The sequence below is a fragment of the Pseudomonas sp. A125 genome, from assembly GCF_055409485.1.
The window spans coordinates 182,259-201,007 of sequence record NZ_JBUZVP010000007.1 but is presented as its reverse complement, the minus strand read 5'-3'; the positions used below and the strand labels follow the sequence as shown (position 1 = coordinate 201,007).

Genomic DNA, 18,749 nt, shown 5'->3' with positions numbered 1-18,749 from the left:
GCACATCCCACTGGCTGAAAAATATCCTTACAATTGCGGCTTTGTCAGCTGCCAAGCAAGGATTCTGCATGCAAGCCGCCAACCCCCGTCGCGGGTACATATTAGGCCTGAGTGCCTACATCATCTGGGGCCTGTTCCCGATCTACTTCAAAGCCATCGCCAGCGTTCCCGCCGCCGAAATCATCGTCAACCGCGTGCTGTGGTCGGCGCTGTTCGGCAGTTTGTTGCTGATGGTCTGGAAACACCCCGGCTGGTTTCGTGAACTGCGGGACAACCCCAGGCGCCTGGCGATCCTGGCCCTGAGCGGCACCTTGATCGCGGCCAACTGGCTGACCTATGTGTGGTCGGTGAACAGTGGCCGGATGCTTGAGGCCAGCCTGGGTTACTACATCAACCCGCTGGTGAATGTGCTGCTGGGCATGGTGATCCTGGGTGAGCGCCTGCGCCGCCTGCAGTGGGTGGCCGTGGGCCTGGCGGCAGTAGGTGTGGCGCAACAGGTGTGGCAAGTCGGCAGCCTGCCTTGGGTGTCACTGGTGCTGGCAGCGACCTTTGGTTTCTACGGCTTGATCCGCAAGCAGGCGCCGGTCAAGGCGCTGCCCGGTCTGGTAGTGGAAACCTGGATGCTGGTGCCGATTGCCATCGCATGGCTGCTGTTCAACCCGTCTGCCCACAGCGCGCAGATGGAATTCTGGAGCACCTCCGAAGCGTGGTGGCTGGTGGCCGCAGGCCCGGTGACGCTGATCCCGCTGGTGTGTTTCAACGCCGCCGCGCGGCACTTGCCCTACACCGCCCTGGGCTTCCTGCAATACGTGGCGCCCACCCTGGTGCTGCTGGAAGCGGTGCTGCTGTTCAATGAACACCTGGCGCCAGCCACGCTGATTGCCTTTTGCTTTATCTGGGCCGGGCTGGTGGTTTACAGCCTCGACGCCTGGCTGACCGTGCGGAAAAACTGATCAAATAACGTACAAACCCCTGCAAGCTACAGCCGGCGTGGCTTGCAGGCATTCACCCCAAGGTTATCCACAGCCTGGTCCCCGGCGTTTGTGCACAAGCCCTTGAAACTGTTCGTTTTTAGTCAGCCGGCGAAGAGCCACGGCCGGCCTGGGCTGGACGCGGGTCTCTACAGGTTATCCACAGGCCCATGCAAGATTTCCATGCATAACCTTGTGGGCAACTATTCCTCGCTGCGTAGCTCCAGTTCCACCATCAGGTCGTCTGCCAGGGTTTCCAGGGCTGCCTGCAAGGTCTCCAACGGCAGCGTCAATGGCACCGCCAGCAGCGCGTCGGCATGGAACAGCGGGTCGCTGCTCATGGGCGCCGGGCGCACGTCAGTGATCAAGCGTTCCAAATTGACGCCCTGCTTGCTCAACAGCGCGGTGATGTCGCGAACAATCCCCGGCCGGTCATTGCCCACCAGCGTCATCGCGATCGGTTGCGACTCGCTGGCGGCCACCGAACTGCTTTCACCCTGCAGCACGCGAATGCCATGGGTGGATAAGTCTTCCAGCGCCCCAATCAAATCCAGACGATTTTCCGCTGGCACGCTCACCCGCAGAATCCCGGCAAACTGCCCGGCCATGTGCGCCATGCGGCTTTCCAGCCAGTTGCCACCATGGGAGGCGATGCATTGGGCGATGCGTTCAACCACGCCGGGTTTGTCCGGGGCGATGACAGTCAGTACGAGATGGTCCATGGTGTCGTCCTCTTCTTATGAAAATCGGGTAGGAACCAGCGTTCCCCTCGCGCCTACCAAGGTGGACTCAGGTAGCCACGAAAACAAATCGTGTACCATTTTTATATTTATATGGAACAATCCAATAGTTTTTTGAGAACATCCCGTACCCCACTGTGACCGTACGACCAAAGTGGGTCGCTAAACGACGTATTTAGTCTAATTTTCACAACCGCAACTCATCATGTAGTATGCCCAATCGCGCACTACATAACGTTAGGTCGATGTCTGCCAAGGCAACCACGCACCGCGACGCAGCCCGCCCAGCCGCCTTCAACGGCATGTACTGTGCGGCGTGTTCGCGGTTTACATGGCCAGAGGCTTCATTGGTAAATTGAAAAGCTGAAAAGCGCATAAGCTCCGCAGAGTGAGGCAAGCAATGACTGAACACGTTCAAGTCGGTGGCCTGCAGGTCGCCAAAGTCCTGTTCGACTTCGTGAACAACGAAGCCATTCCTGGTACCGGTATTACCGCCGACCAGTTCTGGGCCGGTGCCGACAAGGTCATCCACGACCTGGCGCCGAAGAACAAAGCCCTACTCGCCAAACGCGACGATTTCCAAGCGCGCATCGACACCTGGCACCAGGCACACGCTGGCCAGGCGCACGACGCGGTGGCCTACAAAGCCTTCCTCCAGGATATTGGATACCTGCTGCCAGAAGCTGCGGATTTCCAGGCATCGACCCAAAACGTCGACGAAGAAATTGCCCACATGGCCGGCCCGCAGCTGGTGGTGCCGGTGATGAACGCCCGTTTCGCCCTCAACGCCTCGAATGCGCGCTGGGGCTCGTTGTATGACGCGCTCTACGGCACCGACGCCATCAGCGAAGCCGATGGCGCCGAGAAAGGTAAAGGCTACAACAAGGTCCGTGGCGACAAGGTCATCGCCTTCGCCCGCGCTTTCCTCGACGAAGCCGCGCCACTGGCGGCCGGCAGCCACGTGGACTCCACCGGCTACAAGATCGTCGACGGAAAGCTGGTGGTCAGCCTCAAGGGCGGCAGCAACAGCGGCCTGCGCAGCGATGCGCAGTTGATCGGCTATCACGGTGAAGCTGCCAAGCCGACGGCGGTCCTGCTCAAGCACAACGGCCTGCACTTCGAAATCCAGATCGACGCCAGCACCCCGGTCGGCCAGACCGACGCCGCCGGCGTAAAGGACGTGCTGATGGAAGCCGCCCTGACCACCATCATGGACTGCGAAGACTCTGTCGCCGCCGTCGATGCTGATGACAAGGTGGTGATCTACCGTAACTGGCTCGGCCTGATGAAGGGCGACCTGTCGGAAGAAGTCGCCAAGGGTGGCAAGACCTTTACCCGCACCATGAACGCCGATCGCGTTTACACCGGCGCAGACGGCAAAGAAGTGACCCTGCACGGGCGTTCGCTGTTGTTCGTGCGTAACGTCGGCCACTTGATGACCATCGACGCGATCCTCGACAAAGACGACAACGAAGTGCCAGAAGGTATCCTCGACGGCCTGCTCACCAGCCTGTCGGCGATCCACAGCCTCAACGGCAACACCAGCCGCAAGAACAGCCGCACCGGCTCGGTCTACATCGTTAAACCGAAGATGCACGGCCCCGAAGAAGCGGCGTTCACCAATGAGCTGTTCGGCCGTATCGAAGACGTGCTGAAGCTGCCACGCAACACGCTCAAAGTCGGGATCATGGACGAGGAGCGCCGCACCACGGTCAACCTCAAGGCCTGCATCCAGGCTGCCAGCGAGCGCGTAGTGTTTATCAACACCGGCTTCCTCGACCGTACCGGCGACGAAATCCATACCTCCATGGAAGCCGGCGCGATGGTGCGCAAGGCGGCGATGAAGGCTGAGAAGTGGATCGGCGCGTATGAAAACTGGAACGTCGATATCGGCTTGAGCACCGGCCTGCAAGGCCGTGCACAAATCGGTAAAGGCATGTGGGCCATGCCCGACCTGATGGCCGCCATGCTTGAGCAGAAGATCGCTCACCCGCTGGCCGGTGCCAACACGGCGTGGGTTCCGTCGCCGACGGCTGCCGCGCTGCACGCGCTGCATTACCACAAGGTTGACGTATTCGCCCGCCAGGCCGAGTTGGCCAAGCGCGAACGGGCTTCGGTGGACGATATCCTGACCATTCCCCTGGCTCAGAATACCGATTGGTCTGACGAAGAAATCCGCAACGAGCTGGACAACAACGCCCAGGGCATTCTTGGTTACGTGGTTCGCTGGATCGACCAGGGCGTGGGCTGTTCGAAAGTGCCGGACATCAACGACGTTGGCCTGATGGAAGACCGTGCCACCCTGCGCATCTCCAGCCAGCACATCGCCAACTGGTTACGCCACGGCATCGTCAATGAAGCCCAGGTAATGGAAAGCCTCAAGCGCATGGCGCCGGTAGTGGACCGTCAGAACGCCGGGGATGCGCTGTATCGTCCGCTGGCTCCGGATTTCGATAGCAACATCGCGTTCCAGGCAGCGGTGGAGTTGGTGATTGAGGGGACGAAGCAGCCGAACGGCTATACCGAGCCGGTGTTGCACCGTCGGCGTCGGGAGTTCAAGGCCAAGAATGGTCTGTGAGTAAGCACTAGAAACGAATAAGCCCTGATCTTTCGGTCAGGGCTTTTTTGTTTGGGATCTCAATCGGACTCAACGGTGTAGTTCCCATTAAGCGTGACCGTTCCTTCGTCCGATTCAAACTTTACGTCTTTAAGTTTCCCGACGTGCTTGAAGGTCGTACCGAACTCCGGACGATCGACCAGCACAGTGAGGTCACCCAGCACAGGCTGATGGTATGAATGGCCGTCGGCATCGCGATAGGTGACATTAATAAATGGAGCCTTACTTTCATGTGGCCCGGCTTTCAAGTCGCTTCCGTAGGAGATACGAACACTCTCAACTGCGCCGTCCAGAGCGCTCCAGGAGAGATAGCCAAAGACGTCTGTAGGCACAAATACATGACTGACGGCGCCATTTCGCGAAACTTCAATACTAGCAACACCACGGCTTAAGGTCTTGGCCTTGTGCAGTTCTTTCTCATCGATATCGAATTTTTCAGTACTCATGATGAACTCCTGTCCACGAATTGATTAGGTGCAGGCCTGCGACCCACACCCTCCTAATCAGTAAACGTGCGAAGTTCGATACTTTCCTACTGTCAGAATTGACAGTTCTTCGCGAAATCAGACCAATGGCACCGTCTAGGACGCCATCCCCAACTCCCGCTTCACCATCTTCGCCAACTTCACGCTATCAATCGGCTTGAGCAAAAAGTCCACCACACTCAAATGCATGGCATCAATCACGTCCGGCGCTTCAGCGTCCCCCGACATGATAATGATTGGCAGCGCCGCACGCGTGGACTCGCGCACCTGGCGAATCAATTGCAGCCCGTTGCTCGGCGCCATGCGCAGGTCGGTAATCAGCAGGCCAATGGAGCTGCTGGAACTCAACAGGTCCCACGCCGCCTCACCACTGTCTGCGGTCATGCAGCGGATTCCGTCCAGGCCCAGAATTTCTGCCAGCAGTTCGCGCGCGTCCTTGTCGTCATCCACGATCAAAACCCGTTGTGGCGGTAAATCCGGCTCCTGCATAACAGCGCTCAGGGCCTCGCGCTCGGCATCACTCAAAATATCGTGGTCGGACATACGTTTCTCGGCAGTTCTGATCAATCTCCCAGCACAGAACTCAGACATCACTGGAAGGGTGAACAATGTGCACTTCGTCGGAAAGTTTTCCTAGTGGGCGTTCTACGGGGTTTGGACGATATTCATGTAAGGTTTTTCCCTAGCAGGGGTCGGTTATAGCGCTACCTAGACTTACGTCCAATGGGCACCCGCAGCGCAGGAGTCGACCATGAAGCACGATAACGACAAAAAAACTGCGGTCATAGGTATGAGTAAAGCTGATGCTTTCACACAAGCGGGCAAAACCGCTGTGTTGCAGAACATCCACGGCACCCTGCAATTCCTGCAGCGCTTCCCGCCGTTCAACCAGATGGAAAACGCTCACCTGGCTTTTCTGGTCGAGCAGTGCCAATTGCGCTTCTACGGGCCCGGCGAGAGCATTCTCAAGCCGTCGGGCGGGCCAGTGGAACACTTTTATATCGTCAAGCAAGGGCGCGTAGTCGGCGAGCGGCCGGATTCAACAGAAACCACGTTTGAAATCACCACCGGTGAATGTTTCCCGCTGGCGGCGCTGCTGGGCGAGCGAGCGACCCGCACCGAGCATAAAGCCGCTGAAGACACCTTCTGCCTGCAACTGAACAAGCCTGCCTTTATCAAGTTGTTCGCCCTTTCCAGTGCGTTTCGTGACTTCGCCTTGCGGGGGGTGAGCAGCCTGCTGGATCAGGTCAACCAGCAAGTCCAGCAAAAAGCCGTAGAAACCCTCGGCACCCAATACTCGCTGAACACCCGCTTGGGCGAGCTGGCTATGCGTCATCCGGTGACTTGCAGCCCGCTGACGCCGCTGCGCGAAGCCGTCACGCAGATGCATGAGCAGCAAGTCGGCAGCATCGTGATCGTCAATGAGCACAAGGCGCCCCTGGGGATTTTCACCCTGCGGGACCTGCGCCAGGTGGTGGCCGACGGCACCAGCGACTTCAACCAGAGCATCGAGCGCCATATGACCCAGGCGCCGTTCTTCCTCACGCCAGACCACAGCGCCTTCGACGCCGCGATCGCGATGACCGAACGGCATATTGCCCACGTGTGCCTGGTCAAGGATCAGCGCCTGTGTGGCGTGGTGTCCGAGCGCGACCTGTTTTCCCTGCAACGCGTGGACCTGGTGCACCTGGCCCGCACGATTCGCAACGCGCCAAGGGTCGAAAACCTGGTGGCTATCCGTGGCGAAATCGGCCAGTTGGTGGAGCGGATGCTGGCCCACGGCGCGTCGTCCACGCAGATCACCCACATCATCACCTTGCTCAACGACCACACCGTGTGCCGCGTCATCGAGTTGACCCTGGCCGACAAGGGCGACCCCGGTGTGCCGTTCAGTTGGCTGTGCTTCGGCAGCGAAGGCCGTCGCGAGCAGACGCTGTATACCGACCAGGACAACGGCATTCTGTTTGAGGCCCGGGACGCTGCCGAGGCCGCCGAGATTCGTGGCCGCCTGCTGCCTCTGGCGCAACAGATCAACCAAAGCCTGGCGCTGTGCGGTTTTACCCTGTGCAAGGGCAACATCATGGCCGGCAACCCTGAGCTGTGCCTGTCCCGGGCCGAATGGGCGCGGCGTTTTGCCGGGTTTATCCGCGAAGCTACGCCTGCGAACCTGCTGGGGTCGAGCATCTATTTTGATCTGCGGGTGGTCTGGGGCGACGAGCAAGGGTGCGAGCAATTGCGCCAGGGCATTCTTGAGCAGGTGGCAGACAACCGACTGTTCCAGCGCATGCTGGCCGAGAACGCGTTGCGCCAGCGCCCACCCGTGGGGCGCTTCCGGGATTTTGTGCTGGCACGCAAAGGCGCCGACAAGGCAACACTCGACCTCAAGGTGCAGGGCCTCACGCCCTTTGTCGACGGTGCCCGGCTGCTGGCGTTGGCCAACGGCATCAGCGCCATCAACACCCTGGAGCGCCTGCGCCAACTGGTGGCCAGGGAAGTCATCGAACGCCTCGACGGCGCAGCCTATGAAGAGGCCTACCACTTTATCCAGCAAACCCGCATGCAACAGCACCAACTGCAAACCCGCGAGAACCTGCCGTACTCCAACCGCGTCGACCCCGACAGCCTCAACCACCTCGACCGGCGCATCCTGCGCGAATCCCTGCGCCAGGCCCAACGCCTGCAAAGCAGCCTGACGTTGCGGTATCAGCTGTGAGTCTTTTCAATTGGTGGCGTAAGGCGAAACCCGGGCTGGATGCGGCGCAACAGCAACGAGTCGCGCAACTGCCCAAGCCGGCGCTACTGGACGAACGCCCCTTGCGCGCGCAGCGCTGGGTGGTGGTAGACCTGGAAACCAGCGGCCTGAACCTCAATCGCGACCAGGTGTTGTCGATTGGCGCAGTGGTAATCGAAGACGGCGCGGTGGACTTCTCCCAACTGTTTGAACGCACCCTGCAACGGGCCGAAACAAAACTGAGTCCCAGCGTGCTGATCCACGGCCTGGGGCCCAGTGCGATTGCCGCCGGCTGCGATCCGGCCGAGGCGCTGCTGGACTTCATGGCGTTTGTCGGCGGCAGCCCGCTGCTGGCGTTTCATGCGCCCTTCGACCACCACATGCTGTGCCGGGCCCTGAAAGACAGCCTGGGCTATCGGCTAAACCACGTGTTTATGGACGTAGCCGACATCGCCCCGCTGCTGTGCCCCGAAGCTAACATTCGCGAGGCCGGGCTGGATGACTGGATTCAGCACTTCCATTTGCAGGTGGGCGAACGCCACCACGCCAGCGCCGACGCCCTGGCCACTGCCGAATTGATGCTGATTTTGCTCAACCGCGCTCGCCAACAACAGATCAACAGCCCCCTGGCCTTGCAGCAAAAGCTCGGGCAATGGAAACGCCGCAAACAAGCACCGACTTTTTAAACACGGAGCCATCACCCGACCAACGCCAATTGCACCCGTCCTACAGCTCTGACACAATCGCGAATAATTCTCGTTAGTTTCAACTTTCCGATCGGTGTCGCCTTGTCGTCCATCCAAAGTCCCCACAGTGAGCTAGTTGGTGCGTTATACCGCGACCATCGCAGCTGGCTGTTGGCGTGGCTGCGACGCAACGTGGCCTGCCCCAGCCGCGCCGAAGACCTGAGCCAGGACACCTTCGTGCGCCTGCTGGGCCGCGAAGAGCTGCGCACACCCCGCGAACCCCGGGCATTTCTGGTGGCCGTCGCCAAGGGTTTGCTGTTCGACTACTTCCGCCGCGCCGCGCTGGAACAGGCTTATCTCACCGAGTTGATGCTGATCCCGGAGAGCGAGCATCCGTCACCAGAAGAACAGCAACTGATCCTCGAAGACCTAAAGGCCATCGACCGCCTGTTGGGCAAACTCTCGAGCAAGGCCCGCGCCGCCTTCCTCTATAACCGCCTCGATGGCATGGGCCACGCCGAAATCGCCCAGCGCCTGGGGGTGTCCGTGCCCAGAGTGCGGCAATACCTGGCCCAGGGCATTCGCCAGTGCTACATCGCGCTGTATGGCGAGCCGCTATGAGCCCGGTCAGCTCCAAACCTGTCTCGGCACGTGTGCTCGATGCCGCCATTGCCTGGCAACTGTCCCTGGATTCGGGAGACGGCAGCGCCGTGGAGCAGGAAGAATTCGCCAAATGGCTGGCCAGCGACGAAGAACACGCCAGGGCCTGGCGCCAGCTGGGCATGCTGGATCAGCGTTTCAGCGTGGCCTCCGGCCCGGCGCGGGTGGCGTTGATGCAGTCCCGCGAGGGCATTCGCCAGCGTGTGCGCAAGCTCGGCAGCGGCCTGGCCAGTGTGGTGCTGGTGTGCGGCCTGGTGCTGTTCGCCGGCCAGCGCTACATGCCGATCAACTACTGGCTGGCCGACCAGCGCACCGCCACCGGAGAGCAGCGCACCCTGAAGCTGGCGGACGGCACGGTGATCAACCTCAATACCCACAGCGCCATCGACGTGCGCTTTGACGAGAAACGCCGGCTGATCGTATTGCAGGAGGGCGAGATCCTGGTCGAGACCGGCCACAACGACGCCCGCCCGTTTTTTGTCGAAACCCGCGAAGGCAGCCTGCGCGCCTTGGGCACCCGGTTTATCGTCAAGCGCGAAGACGACGGCACGCGCCTGAGCGTGTTGCAGTCCGCCGTCGGCGCGCAGCCTGAGGCGCTGCACCAAGAGCAGATCTTCAAGGAAGGCCAGCAAGTGCTGATGCGCCGCGACGGCCTCGGCCCGATGCTGGCCGTAAACCCCGGCACCGACGCCTGGACGCGCGGCATGCTGGTGGTGGACAACGCCCGCCTTGGGGATGTGGTCGAGGAACTGAGCCGCTACCGCACCGGCTACCTGGGCGTGGATAAACAGGTGGCCGACCTGCGGATCACCGGCAGCTTCCCGCTGCACGACACCAACCTGGCGCTGAACGCCCTGCTGCCCACCTTGCCGGTGCAAATCGAGCAGCACACGCCGTGGTGGGTCACCGTAAAGGCCAAGCCGCCCACGCAATAGCCGCGTAGCAGCTGTCGAGCCTAAGCGAGACTGCGTTGGCAGCGCTGCCGAACCTTCGCCTGGCATCGCACTGAGTCGCGCCCGACGCAGCCTCGCTCAGGCTCGACAGCTGCTACGGAAAATAGCGCCTGGAGCCACCGATGCGGACCAAATACAAATTATTTTCATTCAGCCCTATCACTTTCTGCATCTCGTTCGGCACATAGGCAATTGAGAAATATTTCCATTCAGGAGCCGCCCCATGTCCCGCACGCTAGACACCTTGTTGCGCCCCAGCCTGTTAGCCGTGGCCATTGCCCTCAGCGCCCCGCTCGCCAGCACCCCGCTGGTCGCTGCCGAACAGGCGTCCAGCGTGCGTGCCTACAACCTGCCGGCCGCGCCGCTGGCCACCACCCTGAACCAGATCGCCAGCCAGGCGGGTTTGGCGCTGACGCTTAATCCTGGGTTGGCGGCGGGCAAAACCTCGGCGCCGGTTAAAGGCCAGTTCGATGCACAGGGCGCGCTGCATGAAGCACTGCGCGGGACGGGGCTGCAACTGGAGCAAAGCAGCGCGGGCACTTACAGCCTGGTAGCGATTCCGGATGGGGTCGTGGCGTTGCCGCAGACCAGTATTACCGGGCAGGCTGATGCGGAAAGTGCATGGGGGCCGGTTGATGGTTACGTCGCCACGCGCACCGCCGCCGGCACAAAGACCGACACCGCCATTGTCGAAGCCCCACGTTCGATGTCCGTAATCACCCGAGCCCAAATGGAAGATCGCGGTGTACAGAACCTTGATGACGCCGTGCGTTACATGCCAGGCGTGATCGCCAGCAGCTACGGCAGCGACGCACGGGCCGACTGGCTGCGCGTGCGCGGCTTCGAACCGACCCAGTTCCTAGACGGTCTGCCACTGCCCAAGGGTTCCTACGCCAACCCGAAACAGGAGACCTGGAACCTGGACCGCATCACCCTGCTGCGCGGCCCGGCATCGTCGGTCTACGGCCAAACCCCGCCGGGCGGCATGCTCGACATGGTCAGCCGTCGCCCACAAGCCGAAGACAGCCACGCGGTACGCGCCGAAGTCGGCAGCAACAACCGCAAGCAGATCAGCTTCGACAGCACTGGCAAGATCGATGATGAAGGCCAGTTCCTCTACCGTGTCGACGGGGTGGTACGTGACAGCGGCACGCCCATCGACCATATCGAAGACAAGCGCTACAACATTGCGCCGAGCCTGACCTGGAACATCAACGACGACACCCACCTGACCCTGCTCTCGCAGTTCACCCGCGACGATACCGGTATCAGTGGTCAGTTCCTGCCGTTGCAAGGCACCAAGCTGCCTTCGCCAGCGGGCAAGATTTCCCATCACAAAAACCTCGGCGAGCCGGATCAGGATTACTACGATCGCACTTACTACGCCCTGGGTTATGCCTTTGACCATCGTTTCAACGATGTCTGGCAGTTCAAGCAAAACCTGCGCTACACCAAGAGCGAACTTGCCTTCAACACCACCTATTCCAGCTACGGCGACACCGCTGTAGGCCCGGACGGCATGCTGGCGCGAATCTACGACAAGGTTGACGAAGACATCGCGCAACTGGCCGTGGACAACAATTTCCAGGCCGACTTCCAGACCGGAGCCCTGAGCCACACCCTGTTGCTGGGCCTGGATCACCAGCGCAGCAATACCGATTACCACTGGATCGAAGGCAGCGCCGCGAGCATCAACCCGAACCGTCCGATCTACAACCAGCCACGCCCAGCCGGCACACCTTTCACCTTCTACGACTACAACCAGAAGACGGTGCAAACCGGATTGTATGCCCAAGACCAAATTGCCTTGGACAAGTGGCGCCTGACCCTCGGCGGCCGGGAAGACTGGATTCACACTGGCACCACATTCTTCAACATGAATGACGCCACCAACACCCAGCGCGATAAAGCCTTCAGCGGTAACGCTGGCCTGAGCTACGTGTTTGATTCGGGCATTACCCCGTACATCTCCTACACCGAGTCCTTCCAGCCCACGGCTGGCGCCAGCGCCAGTGCCACCGAGTCGTTCAAGCCGACCCAGGGCAAACAGACCGAAGTGGGTGTGAAGTATCAGCCAGTGGGTAGCAAAACCCTGCTGACCGCTGCTGTGTTTGATCTGCGCCAGCAAAACGTGTCTGTCACACAAAACAACGTCACTAGCCAGATCGGCGAAATCAGCGTGCGCGGCCTGGAGCTGGAAGCCACTTCTGAAGTCACCGACAACCTGAAACTGGTCGGTTCCTACACCTACACCGACACCGAAATTCTTAAAGGTGACGACAAGGGCAATCGCATGAAGCTGGTGCCGCGCAACCAGGCTTCACTGTGGTCTGACTACACTTGGCACTCGGGCTTGCTGGACGGTTTCGGCGTTGGCGCTGGCGTACGTTACGTAGGCGACACCTACGGCAACACCGCCAACACGGCCAATGGTCATGTGGGTTCATACACCGTGTATGACGCTGCCGTGCATTACGACCTGAGCCGCATCAATCCGGCCCTGGCGGGCGTTTCGGTGGATGTTACCGCCAAGAACATCTTCAACAAGGACTACCTGTCGACGTGCGACGGTGCCTGGTGCTACTACGGGGACGAGCGCAACGTAGTCGCCGCTGTGAACTACAAATGGTAACCCGCTAAGGTAGTAACCAAGGGTCACGGTCGCTCCGTGACCCTTTTGCATTTGGATGCCCCATGAAAAGCAAAACCATCCGCCGCTGGTCCTTCATCCACACCTGGACCAGCCTCGTGTGCACCGTATTCCTGCTGCTGCTCGCCCTCACCGGCCTGCCGTTGATCTTCCACCACGAGATCGACCACCTGCTGGGCAACGAGCCCGAGCTGGCACAGATGCCGGCCGACACCCCACAGCTGAACCTCGAACAGCTGGTGGCCAAGGCCCAGGCCCATCGCCCCGGCGAAGCCATGCAATACCTGGCCTGGGACGAAGACGACAAGAACGGCGTGATCGCAATCATGGCCGCCACCGCCGGCACTGAACCCAATTCCTCCCACACCTTCATGCTCGACGCCCGCACCGGCGAAGCCGTGGAAACCCCTTCGGCCAACGGCGGGTTGACGATGTTCCTGCTGCGCCTGCACGTCGACATGTTCGCCGGGCTGCCGGGCAAATTGCTGCTGGCGTTCATGGGCATTCTGTTTGTGTTGGCGATCATCTCCGGCACGGTGCTGTACCTGCCGTTCATGCGCCGGCTAAAGTTCGCCACGGTGCGCCAGGACAAATCCACGCGCCTGCGCTGGCTCGACCTGCACAACCTGATCGGCGTCGTCACCCTGACCTGGGCGCTGGTGGTGGGCGTGACTGGCGTGATCAGCGCCTGCGCCGACCTGATCATCGCCGCCTGGCGCACCGACAGCCTCAGCGCGATGATCGAACCCTACAAAAACGCCCCGCCACTGACCGTGCGCGCCCCGGCCACCGACCTGCTGACGATTGCTGCCAAGGCCGCGCCCGGCATGGAGCCGGACTTTATCGCCTTCCCCGGCACGCGCTTTTCCAGCGAGCACCATTACGCAGTGTTCATGAAAGGCAGCACCCACCTGACCTCGCACTTGCTGACGCCGGTGTTGATCGATGCGAGCAACCTGCACGTCACCGCCATCGCCGAACGGCCGTGGTACATGGACGCCATGGGCATGTCCCAGCCGCTGCACTTTGGTGACTACGGCGGCATGCCAATGAAAGTTCTCTGGGCGGTGCTGGATGTGTTGACCATCATCGTCCTGGGCAGCGGCATATACCTGTGGCTGGTGCGGCGCAAGGCAGGCAAGTCGTGAAGCCGCGGCAGTCGAATTTCTGGAAGGTGTTCGGCATTCCGCTGGCCATCGGGCTGTTGAGTGCCGCCGGGTTGTTTGCGGCGTTGCTGGGGGATGGGTTGTGGGATTCGTTGAGCTGGGTCGGCCTGGGCATTCCGGCTGCAATTGGTAGCTGGGCGTTGCTCAAGCGTTGAGATAGATTAGCGCTGCCCTATTCCGAGGAATGCCCATGTCCACCCCCAGCATGACGCTGTTCCACAACCCTGCCTCGCCGTTTGTGCGCAAAGTACGGGTGCTGTTGCACGAGACCGGCCAACTGGACCGCGTGACCTTGCAAGCCTGCGGGCCGACACCGGTGACACCGGACGCCGAGGTGATCCTGGACAACGCGCTGGGCAAGATTCCCGCCCTGCGCCTGGCCGACGGTAATGCGCTTCACGACAGCCGGGTGATTCTCGATTACCTCGACTACCAACATGCCGGCACGCCGCTGATCCCTCGGGACGGCCCGGCCCGCTGGCGGCGCCTGACCCTGGCCTCGACGGCCGACGGCATCATGGATGCCGCCGTGCTCGTGCGCTATGAAACCGCCATGCGCCCGGTGGATAAACACTGGGACCTGTGGCTGGAAGGCCAACGCGACAAGATCCGCCGCGCCCTCGACATGCTGGAACAAGACGCCATCGCCGAACTGACCGGGCCGTTTGATGTGGCGGCGATCGGTGTGGCATGTGCGCTGGCTTACCTGGACTTCCGTCACCCCGACATGCAGTGGCGGTCGAGCCATCCCAAGCTGTCGGCGTGGTATGCCGAGGTGAGTCAGCGCCCGTCGATGCTCCAGACCCAGCCACCGGCCTGACCGGCTGCGAAGGTTATCTTGTGGTGAGGGAGCTTGCTCCCGCTGGGGTGCGCAGCGGCCCCAAAAATCCTGGGAGCGCTTCGCACTCCAGCGGGAGCAAGCTCCCTCGCCACAGCAATCTCCCTCGCCACAAAAAGCTCCCGGGCCACAGGGAACAGCGCGTTAATCCTCACCACTAACTGCGCGCCCTCTTGCTGATCCTCCCGCAACCCCAACGACCGACTCATCGCTTGCCCACCCCATACCAATCCAGCTTGCGGGTCAGCACCATCACCGTGCCCAGCAACCCGAACAGCAACAACGACCCCATCAACAACGCGTAATCCTCGGCACTCAACAGCCCGTACAACACGCCATATAACGCCGCCAACCCCGCCGAAAACCCCAGGCCATGGGCGACACTGCGCAATACATGGCAAACGTAAAACCCATTCAGCAACACACAGGCCGCCGCCGATATCAGGTACGCCGGGCCAAACCCGATGTGCTCGGACAACGACAACAGCAGCAGGTAGAAAAACGCCAGGGCAACCCCCACCAGCGCGTACTGGATCGGGTGCACCGCCAGGCCCTTGAGCACCTCGAACAGGAAGAAACCGGCAAACGTCAGGGCGATAAACAGCAGCGCGTATTTGATCGCTCGGTCGCTCTTGAGGTACTGGTCCACCGGGTCGATGAAGCTCACGCCAAAGCTGCGGCTGTTGAAGTCGTCACAGCCGCGCTCGGCCAGGCAACCGCTGAGTGCTTCTTCCAGGTTGGTGGAGAAAAATGTGGTCTGCCAATTGGCGGTAAAGCCTTGGGCGCTGACCTCGCGCCGGGCCGGCAGGAAGTTGCCGACAAAGCTGGGGTGCGGCCAGTTGGACGCCAACTTCACCTGGCTGGTCTTGCCCACCGGCACCACTTGCAGTTGCTCGGTGCCTTGCAGGCGCAGGTCAAAGGCGAAGTCAAAGGGCGCCGGCTTCTTGCTGTCCTGCTCGGGCAGCATCACGTGTACGCCCTCCCCCAGCCACGCCACTTGAGTACCGGGGGAAAACGCCCGTTGCTGGCTGCCCAGCTCCAGCTTCAACGCATTTTCGATGCCGCGAATGTCACTGATACCCACCGCCAGATACGCCGGGTCAAACCGGTAATCGGCAAAGTTTTCCTTGATGCCCAATTGCTCCGGCAGCACAAACCGCCCGCTGACACGGCTGTCGGCGTGAAACAACCGCGCCTGGTAGATGCCCCTGGCGCGCACTTCGGTTTGCACCTGGCCGTCGAGCGCAAATTGCTCCGGCAGGAAATACAGACGACCGCGCACCTCACGGGTTTCTTCGTAGCGTTGGTTGAGCTTTTCATTGAGCTTCCACTCCCGGACGGTCTTGCGATACGGCACCACCAGCACCGGGCCACTGAGGCGCTGGCTGTAGCTGGAGCTGCGGGCGATGTCCTGCAACACGTCGTCGCGCAGTTGCTGACGGTCGGTAATCACCCCGTGGATCATCAGCAACGGAATCAACAACAGCACGATCAGCAGCGCGATGGCGCCCAGTTTGAAAAGCAGATTGCGGTTCATGAAGCTCTCCCTGTTTTGATGGGGGAGAGTCTGGCGGGCGCTTAAGGGGGGTTTATGAAGGGAATGTGGAGACTGTGTGGAGATGCAGGTTTACCTGCACGCCGCCGGGCACGTTACCGATCTGCAATGAGCCGCCGTGCAGCTTCATCACTTCCTCGACAAAGTTGAGCCCAAGGCCGGTGCTCTTGCGCCCGCTGGCCGGGCGCGGCAGCGAATAGAAGCGCTCGCTGAGGCGCGGCAAGGCGTACTCGGGAATCGGTTCGGCCTGGTTGAACAGGGTGAATTCGATGCCGTCATTCAAGGCCCGGGCACTGAACCGCAACGTGCCACCGGGCGGGGTGAAATCCAGGGCGTTCTCCAGCAGATTACCCAGCGCCTGGCGCAGCAGGAACGGCTCGCCGTACACCTGCACATCCGCTGCAATCGCCTGTTCGACCTGCAACCCGGCGCCTTCGATGCGGGCACACTGGGCGTTGAGCACGTCGTCCACCAGCGCCGCCAGCGGCATGCTGCGCTGATCTTCAAGACCCTGGCGTTGTTCCACCTGCGCCAGGTTCAGCAGGCGCTCGATCAACTGCTGCAAGCGCGCGCTTTCACTGTCGATATTGCTCACGAAACGCTGCTGCTGATCATGGGACATGTCGCCCTGCAACAGCTCTGCCGCGCCGCGAATCGCTGCCAGCGGGCTTTTCAATTCGTGGGTCAAGGTGTGCACATAACGTTCGACATACGCCTTGCCTTCCAGCTGGGTCCGCATGTGCTCAACGGCGGTGGACAACTGCTCCAGCTCACCGCCGCGATAGTGCGGCAACTCGGCGCGCCGGCCTTCGCTGACCGCCTGGGCATACGCCGTCAGCCGGCGCAGCGCGACACTCAACCACCATGACAACAACGCACCGAAGAGCAGGCCCAGGCCCACCAGCCCGGCGCCGTACCACAGCAGCCGGTCTTCGGTGCGGTCCACATAGGGTTGCAGCGAACTGTTGGGCTTGGCCACGGTGACCACGCCGATGATCTGCCCGTTATCGCGGATCGGCGCGCCGACGTGCATCACCGATGAGGTCGGGTCGTCCAGTTCGCTGCGGGTGGAGCGTGCACCGTATTCGCCGCGCAAAGTCAGGTACACGTCGTTCCACTTCGAGTAGTCCTCGCCCACCGCTTCGCCGGTGGAATCCAGCAGCACGATGCCCTTGGCGTCGGTGACGTAGATGCGGTGGTTGACCTGGTTTTTCGGCAGGCCCCAGATGTTGGCGCCGGGCTGACGTTCGCCGTAGGCCTTGAGCAGTTCCGGCCAATGGCTCTGCCCGAGGGTGCCGTTTTTCACATCGTCGCGCAAAATCTCCGCCAGCAGGTTGGCAGTGTCCACCAGGGTTTCTTCAGTGGACTGGCGCACGCCGGGGCGGATTTCCTTCATCACGGTGCTGAGGACGAAATAGCCGGTCAGGCCGATAAACAGCGCATACACCAGGAAGAAGCGAATCCCCAGGCGCATCAGCTGTTGCCCGGGCTGTAGCTGTAGCCGAGGCCGCGATGGGTCTGGATGGGCTCGGCGTCGGGCGCCACCGCACGCAGTTTGCTGCGCACACTTTTGATGTGGCTGTCGATATTGCGCTCATAGCCTGCATCGGCGGCCACGCCTACGGCATCCAGCAGTTGCTCGCGGCTGAAGACACGCTCGGGTTGCTCCAGCAGACTTTGCAGCAAGCGAAACTCGTGGCGCGTGAGGCTCAGGGGCTGGCCGCGATAACTGATCTGAATGCGTTCCTGGTCCACCTGGAACACCGCCGTTGCCGTCGCTGGGCTCACACGCTTGAGAATGGCCCGTACCCGCGCCGCTACTTCTCGCGGGCTGAACGGTTTGACCACATAGTCGTCAGCGCCGATCTCCAGGCCCACCACGCGGTCGATCTCGCCGTCCCGGGCGCTGAGGAACATCACCGGCACTTCGCTGAAGCGCCGCAGTTGCTTGCAGGTTTCAAAGCCGGTGATGTCCGGCAAGCCGATGTCGAGGATGACCAGGTCCGCCGGGGTTTGCCGCTGATGGGCCAACGCCGCCTGGCCGAGACTCAGCCAGGTGGTGGTAAAGCCCTCGCCTTGCAGGGCGAAAATCAGCGTGTCGGCGATGGCCGCTTCGTCTTCGACAATCAGGATATGCGCCATGGTGATCCGTCAGCAGTCCGGTTTGTCCGCAGTGTAACGGCGTGCCGGGTTTACCGCCGCGCCGAATTCACGCAGGGCCTTGGCGCCGATCAGCAGTGGGTAGTTGAAGCTGCTGCGGTCGGTGAGGTTGACCTCCACGGTACGCTTGACGTTGCCCAGGCACATTTCCAGGTCGATCACCGGGCGCTTGGCCACGGTGGCTTCGTCCTTGTCGTCGTCTTCATCGGCGCGGCTCTTGATTTTGCTGATGCGCGAAACCTTGTGCTCGTACACCTTGTTGGTCGCGTCTTTGCCGCCGAGGCGGAAGCGTACCCAGTCGTCACCATCACGGGTGAAAGTCTCGATGTCCCGGGCCGACAGCGAGGCGGTCAGCGCGCCGGTGTCCATCTTGGCCTTGAACGTCTCGCCGATTTCCGGCAGTTGGATGTATTCATAGCGACCATAAAGGGTCGGCTCGGCAGCCATGATAGGCAGGGCCACCAGCGCTAGCAGGGCAAGGATGGATTTCACGTAGGAGGTTTCCTTGAAAAAAGTGGGCGAATTCTAGACCGCAAA

Annotated in this window: 17 protein-coding genes; 10 read left to right on the top strand and 7 right to left on the bottom strand. The window is 61.2% G+C overall.

What is annotated here, in order from left to right:
• The first annotated feature begins 68 nt into the window (after positions 1-68).
• Positions 69-953 carry an EamA family transporter RarD gene (gene rarD / locus ACZRN6_RS12095; protein ID WP_464008028.1) on the top strand — a complete coding sequence of 295 codons (885 nt, stop codon included), beginning with the start codon at positions 69-71 and terminating at the stop codon, positions 951-953.
• A 221-nt stretch (positions 954-1,174) separates the two neighbouring features.
• Here rarD and ACZRN6_RS12090 read toward each other — a convergent pair whose 3' ends face one another.
• Entirely contained in the window at positions 1,175-1,693 is a 519-nt protein-coding gene (locus ACZRN6_RS12090) for a glycine cleavage system transcriptional repressor (RefSeq protein WP_322147987.1), read from the bottom strand.
• Between the two features lie 418 nt (positions 1,694-2,111).
• On the opposite strand from ACZRN6_RS12090, the gene ACZRN6_RS12085 reads away from it, so the two are divergent.
• Entirely contained in the window at positions 2,112-4,289 is a 2,178-nt protein-coding gene (locus tag ACZRN6_RS12085; protein WP_464008027.1) for a malate synthase G, read from the top strand.
• 59 nt (positions 4,290-4,348) lie between these two features.
• Here ACZRN6_RS12085 and ACZRN6_RS12080 read toward each other — a convergent pair whose 3' ends face one another.
• Both ACZRN6_RS12080 and ACZRN6_RS12075 read right to left on the bottom strand, forming a co-directional pair.
• Positions 4,349-4,774, bottom strand: coding sequence for a hypothetical protein (locus tag ACZRN6_RS12080; RefSeq protein ID WP_464008026.1), 426 nt, complete (start codon positions 4,772-4,774; stop codon positions 4,349-4,351).
• A 135-nt stretch (positions 4,775-4,909) separates the two neighbouring features.
• Positions 4,910-5,356 (bottom strand): response regulator, encoded by a 447-nt coding sequence (locus ACZRN6_RS12075; protein WP_464008025.1) that lies wholly within the window; start codon positions 5,354-5,356, stop codon positions 4,910-4,912.
• Between the two features lie 247 nt (positions 5,357-5,603).
• Between ACZRN6_RS12075 and ACZRN6_RS12070 the strand changes: the two genes are divergently transcribed.
• The 8 genes from ACZRN6_RS12070 to ACZRN6_RS12035 all read left to right on the top strand — a co-directional run bounded on the left by ACZRN6_RS12070 (position 5,604) and on the right by ACZRN6_RS12035 (position 14,479).
• Positions 5,604-7,526, top strand: coding sequence for a putative nucleotidyltransferase substrate binding domain-containing protein (locus ACZRN6_RS12070; protein ID WP_464008066.1), 1,923 nt, complete (start codon positions 5,604-5,606; stop codon positions 7,524-7,526).
• Positions 7,523-8,230, top strand: coding sequence for a 3'-5' exonuclease (locus ACZRN6_RS12065; protein ID WP_464008024.1), 708 nt, complete (start codon positions 7,523-7,525; stop codon positions 8,228-8,230). Before ACZRN6_RS12070 ends, ACZRN6_RS12065 begins: the two co-directional genes overlap by 4 nt.
• A gap of 102 nt (positions 8,231-8,332) precedes the next feature.
• Positions 8,333-8,851, top strand: coding sequence for an RNA polymerase sigma factor (locus ACZRN6_RS12060; RefSeq protein WP_322147992.1), 519 nt, complete (start codon positions 8,333-8,335; stop codon positions 8,849-8,851).
• Positions 8,848-9,825 (top strand): FecR family protein, encoded by a 978-nt coding sequence (locus ACZRN6_RS12055; protein WP_322147993.1) that lies wholly within the window; start codon positions 8,848-8,850, stop codon positions 9,823-9,825. The genes ACZRN6_RS12060 and ACZRN6_RS12055 overlap by 4 nt, the downstream gene beginning before the upstream one ends.
• 241 nt (positions 9,826-10,066) lie before the next feature.
• On the top strand, positions 10,067-12,475 hold the full coding sequence (locus tag ACZRN6_RS12050) for a TonB-dependent siderophore receptor (RefSeq protein WP_464008023.1): 2,409 nt from the start codon (positions 10,067-10,069) through the stop codon (positions 12,473-12,475).
• A gap of 62 nt (positions 12,476-12,537) precedes the next feature.
• Positions 12,538-13,641: a PepSY-associated TM helix domain-containing protein gene (locus tag ACZRN6_RS12045; RefSeq protein WP_464008022.1), complete on the top strand. Its 1,104-nt coding sequence runs from the start codon at positions 12,538-12,540 to the stop codon at positions 13,639-13,641.
• Positions 13,638-13,814 carry a hypothetical protein gene (locus tag ACZRN6_RS12040; RefSeq protein ID WP_177116634.1) on the top strand — a complete coding sequence of 59 codons (177 nt, stop codon included), beginning with the start codon at positions 13,638-13,640 and terminating at the stop codon, positions 13,812-13,814. The genes ACZRN6_RS12045 and ACZRN6_RS12040 overlap by 4 nt, the downstream gene beginning before the upstream one ends.
• A gap of 35 nt (positions 13,815-13,849) precedes the next feature.
• On the top strand, positions 13,850-14,479 hold the full coding sequence (locus ACZRN6_RS12035) for a glutathione S-transferase (protein WP_464008021.1): 630 nt from the start codon (positions 13,850-13,852) through the stop codon (positions 14,477-14,479).
• Positions 14,480-14,702: 223 nt separating this feature from the next.
• On the opposite strand, the gene creD is transcribed toward ACZRN6_RS12035, so the two are convergent.
• From creD to rloA2, 4 genes are read right to left on the bottom strand one after another with little or no spacing between them, the layout of a single operon-like run.
• Positions 14,703-16,034: a cell envelope integrity protein CreD gene (creD, locus tag ACZRN6_RS12030; RefSeq protein WP_464008020.1), complete on the bottom strand. Its 1,332-nt coding sequence runs from the start codon at positions 16,032-16,034 to the stop codon at positions 14,703-14,705.
• A gap of 52 nt (positions 16,035-16,086) precedes the next feature.
• Complete coding sequence (gene creC, locus ACZRN6_RS12025) at positions 16,087-17,526, bottom strand: two-component system sensor histidine kinase CreC (RefSeq protein WP_464008019.1); 1,440 nt, start codon at positions 17,524-17,526, stop codon at positions 16,087-16,089.
• The gene (gene creB / locus ACZRN6_RS12020) at positions 17,526-18,194 is read right to left on the bottom strand and encodes a two-component system response regulator CreB (RefSeq protein ID WP_464008018.1); all 669 of its coding nucleotides are present in this window, start codon (positions 18,192-18,194) and stop codon (positions 17,526-17,528) included. The genes creC and creB overlap by 1 nt, the downstream gene beginning before the upstream one ends.
• A gap of 9 nt (positions 18,195-18,203) precedes the next feature.
• Positions 18,204-18,704 carry a retropepsin-like aspartic peptidase RloA2 gene (gene rloA2 / locus ACZRN6_RS12015; protein ID WP_464008017.1) on the bottom strand — a complete coding sequence of 167 codons (501 nt, stop codon included), beginning with the start codon at positions 18,702-18,704 and terminating at the stop codon, positions 18,204-18,206.
• Positions 18,705-18,749 lie beyond the last annotated feature (45 nt).

Bases quoted from the DNA above. Each gene is read 5' to 3' on its own strand.
- rarD (WP_464008028.1), top strand. From the start codon at position 69: ATGCAAGCCGCCAACCCCCGTCGCGGGTACATATTAGGCCTGAGTGCC.
- ACZRN6_RS12090 (WP_322147987.1), bottom strand. From the start codon at position 1,693: ATGGACCATCTCGTACTGACTGTCATCGCCCCGGACAAACCCGGCGTG.
- ACZRN6_RS12085 (WP_464008027.1), top strand. From the start codon at position 2,112: ATGACTGAACACGTTCAAGTCGGTGGCCTGCAGGTCGCCAAAGTCCTG.
- ACZRN6_RS12080 (WP_464008026.1), bottom strand. From the start codon at position 4,774: ATGAGTACTGAAAAATTCGATATCGATGAGAAAGAACTGCACAAGGCC.
- ACZRN6_RS12075 (WP_464008025.1), bottom strand. From the start codon at position 5,356: ATGTCCGACCACGATATTTTGAGTGATGCCGAGCGCGAGGCCCTGAGC.
- ACZRN6_RS12070 (WP_464008066.1), top strand. From the start codon at position 5,604: ATGAGTAAAGCTGATGCTTTCACACAAGCGGGCAAAACCGCTGTGTTG.
- ACZRN6_RS12055 (WP_322147993.1), top strand. From the start codon at position 8,848: ATGAGCCCGGTCAGCTCCAAACCTGTCTCGGCACGTGTGCTCGATGCC.
- ACZRN6_RS12050 (WP_464008023.1), top strand. From the start codon at position 10,067: ATGTCCCGCACGCTAGACACCTTGTTGCGCCCCAGCCTGTTAGCCGTG.
- ACZRN6_RS12045 (WP_464008022.1), top strand. From the start codon at position 12,538: ATGAAAAGCAAAACCATCCGCCGCTGGTCCTTCATCCACACCTGGACC.
- ACZRN6_RS12035 (WP_464008021.1), top strand. From the start codon at position 13,850: ATGTCCACCCCCAGCATGACGCTGTTCCACAACCCTGCCTCGCCGTTT.
- creD (WP_464008020.1), bottom strand. From the start codon at position 16,034: ATGAACCGCAATCTGCTTTTCAAACTGGGCGCCATCGCGCTGCTGATC.
- creC (WP_464008019.1), bottom strand. From the start codon at position 17,526: ATGCGCCTGGGGATTCGCTTCTTCCTGGTGTATGCGCTGTTTATCGGC.
- creB (WP_464008018.1), bottom strand. From the start codon at position 18,194: ATGGCGCATATCCTGATTGTCGAAGACGAAGCGGCCATCGCCGACACG.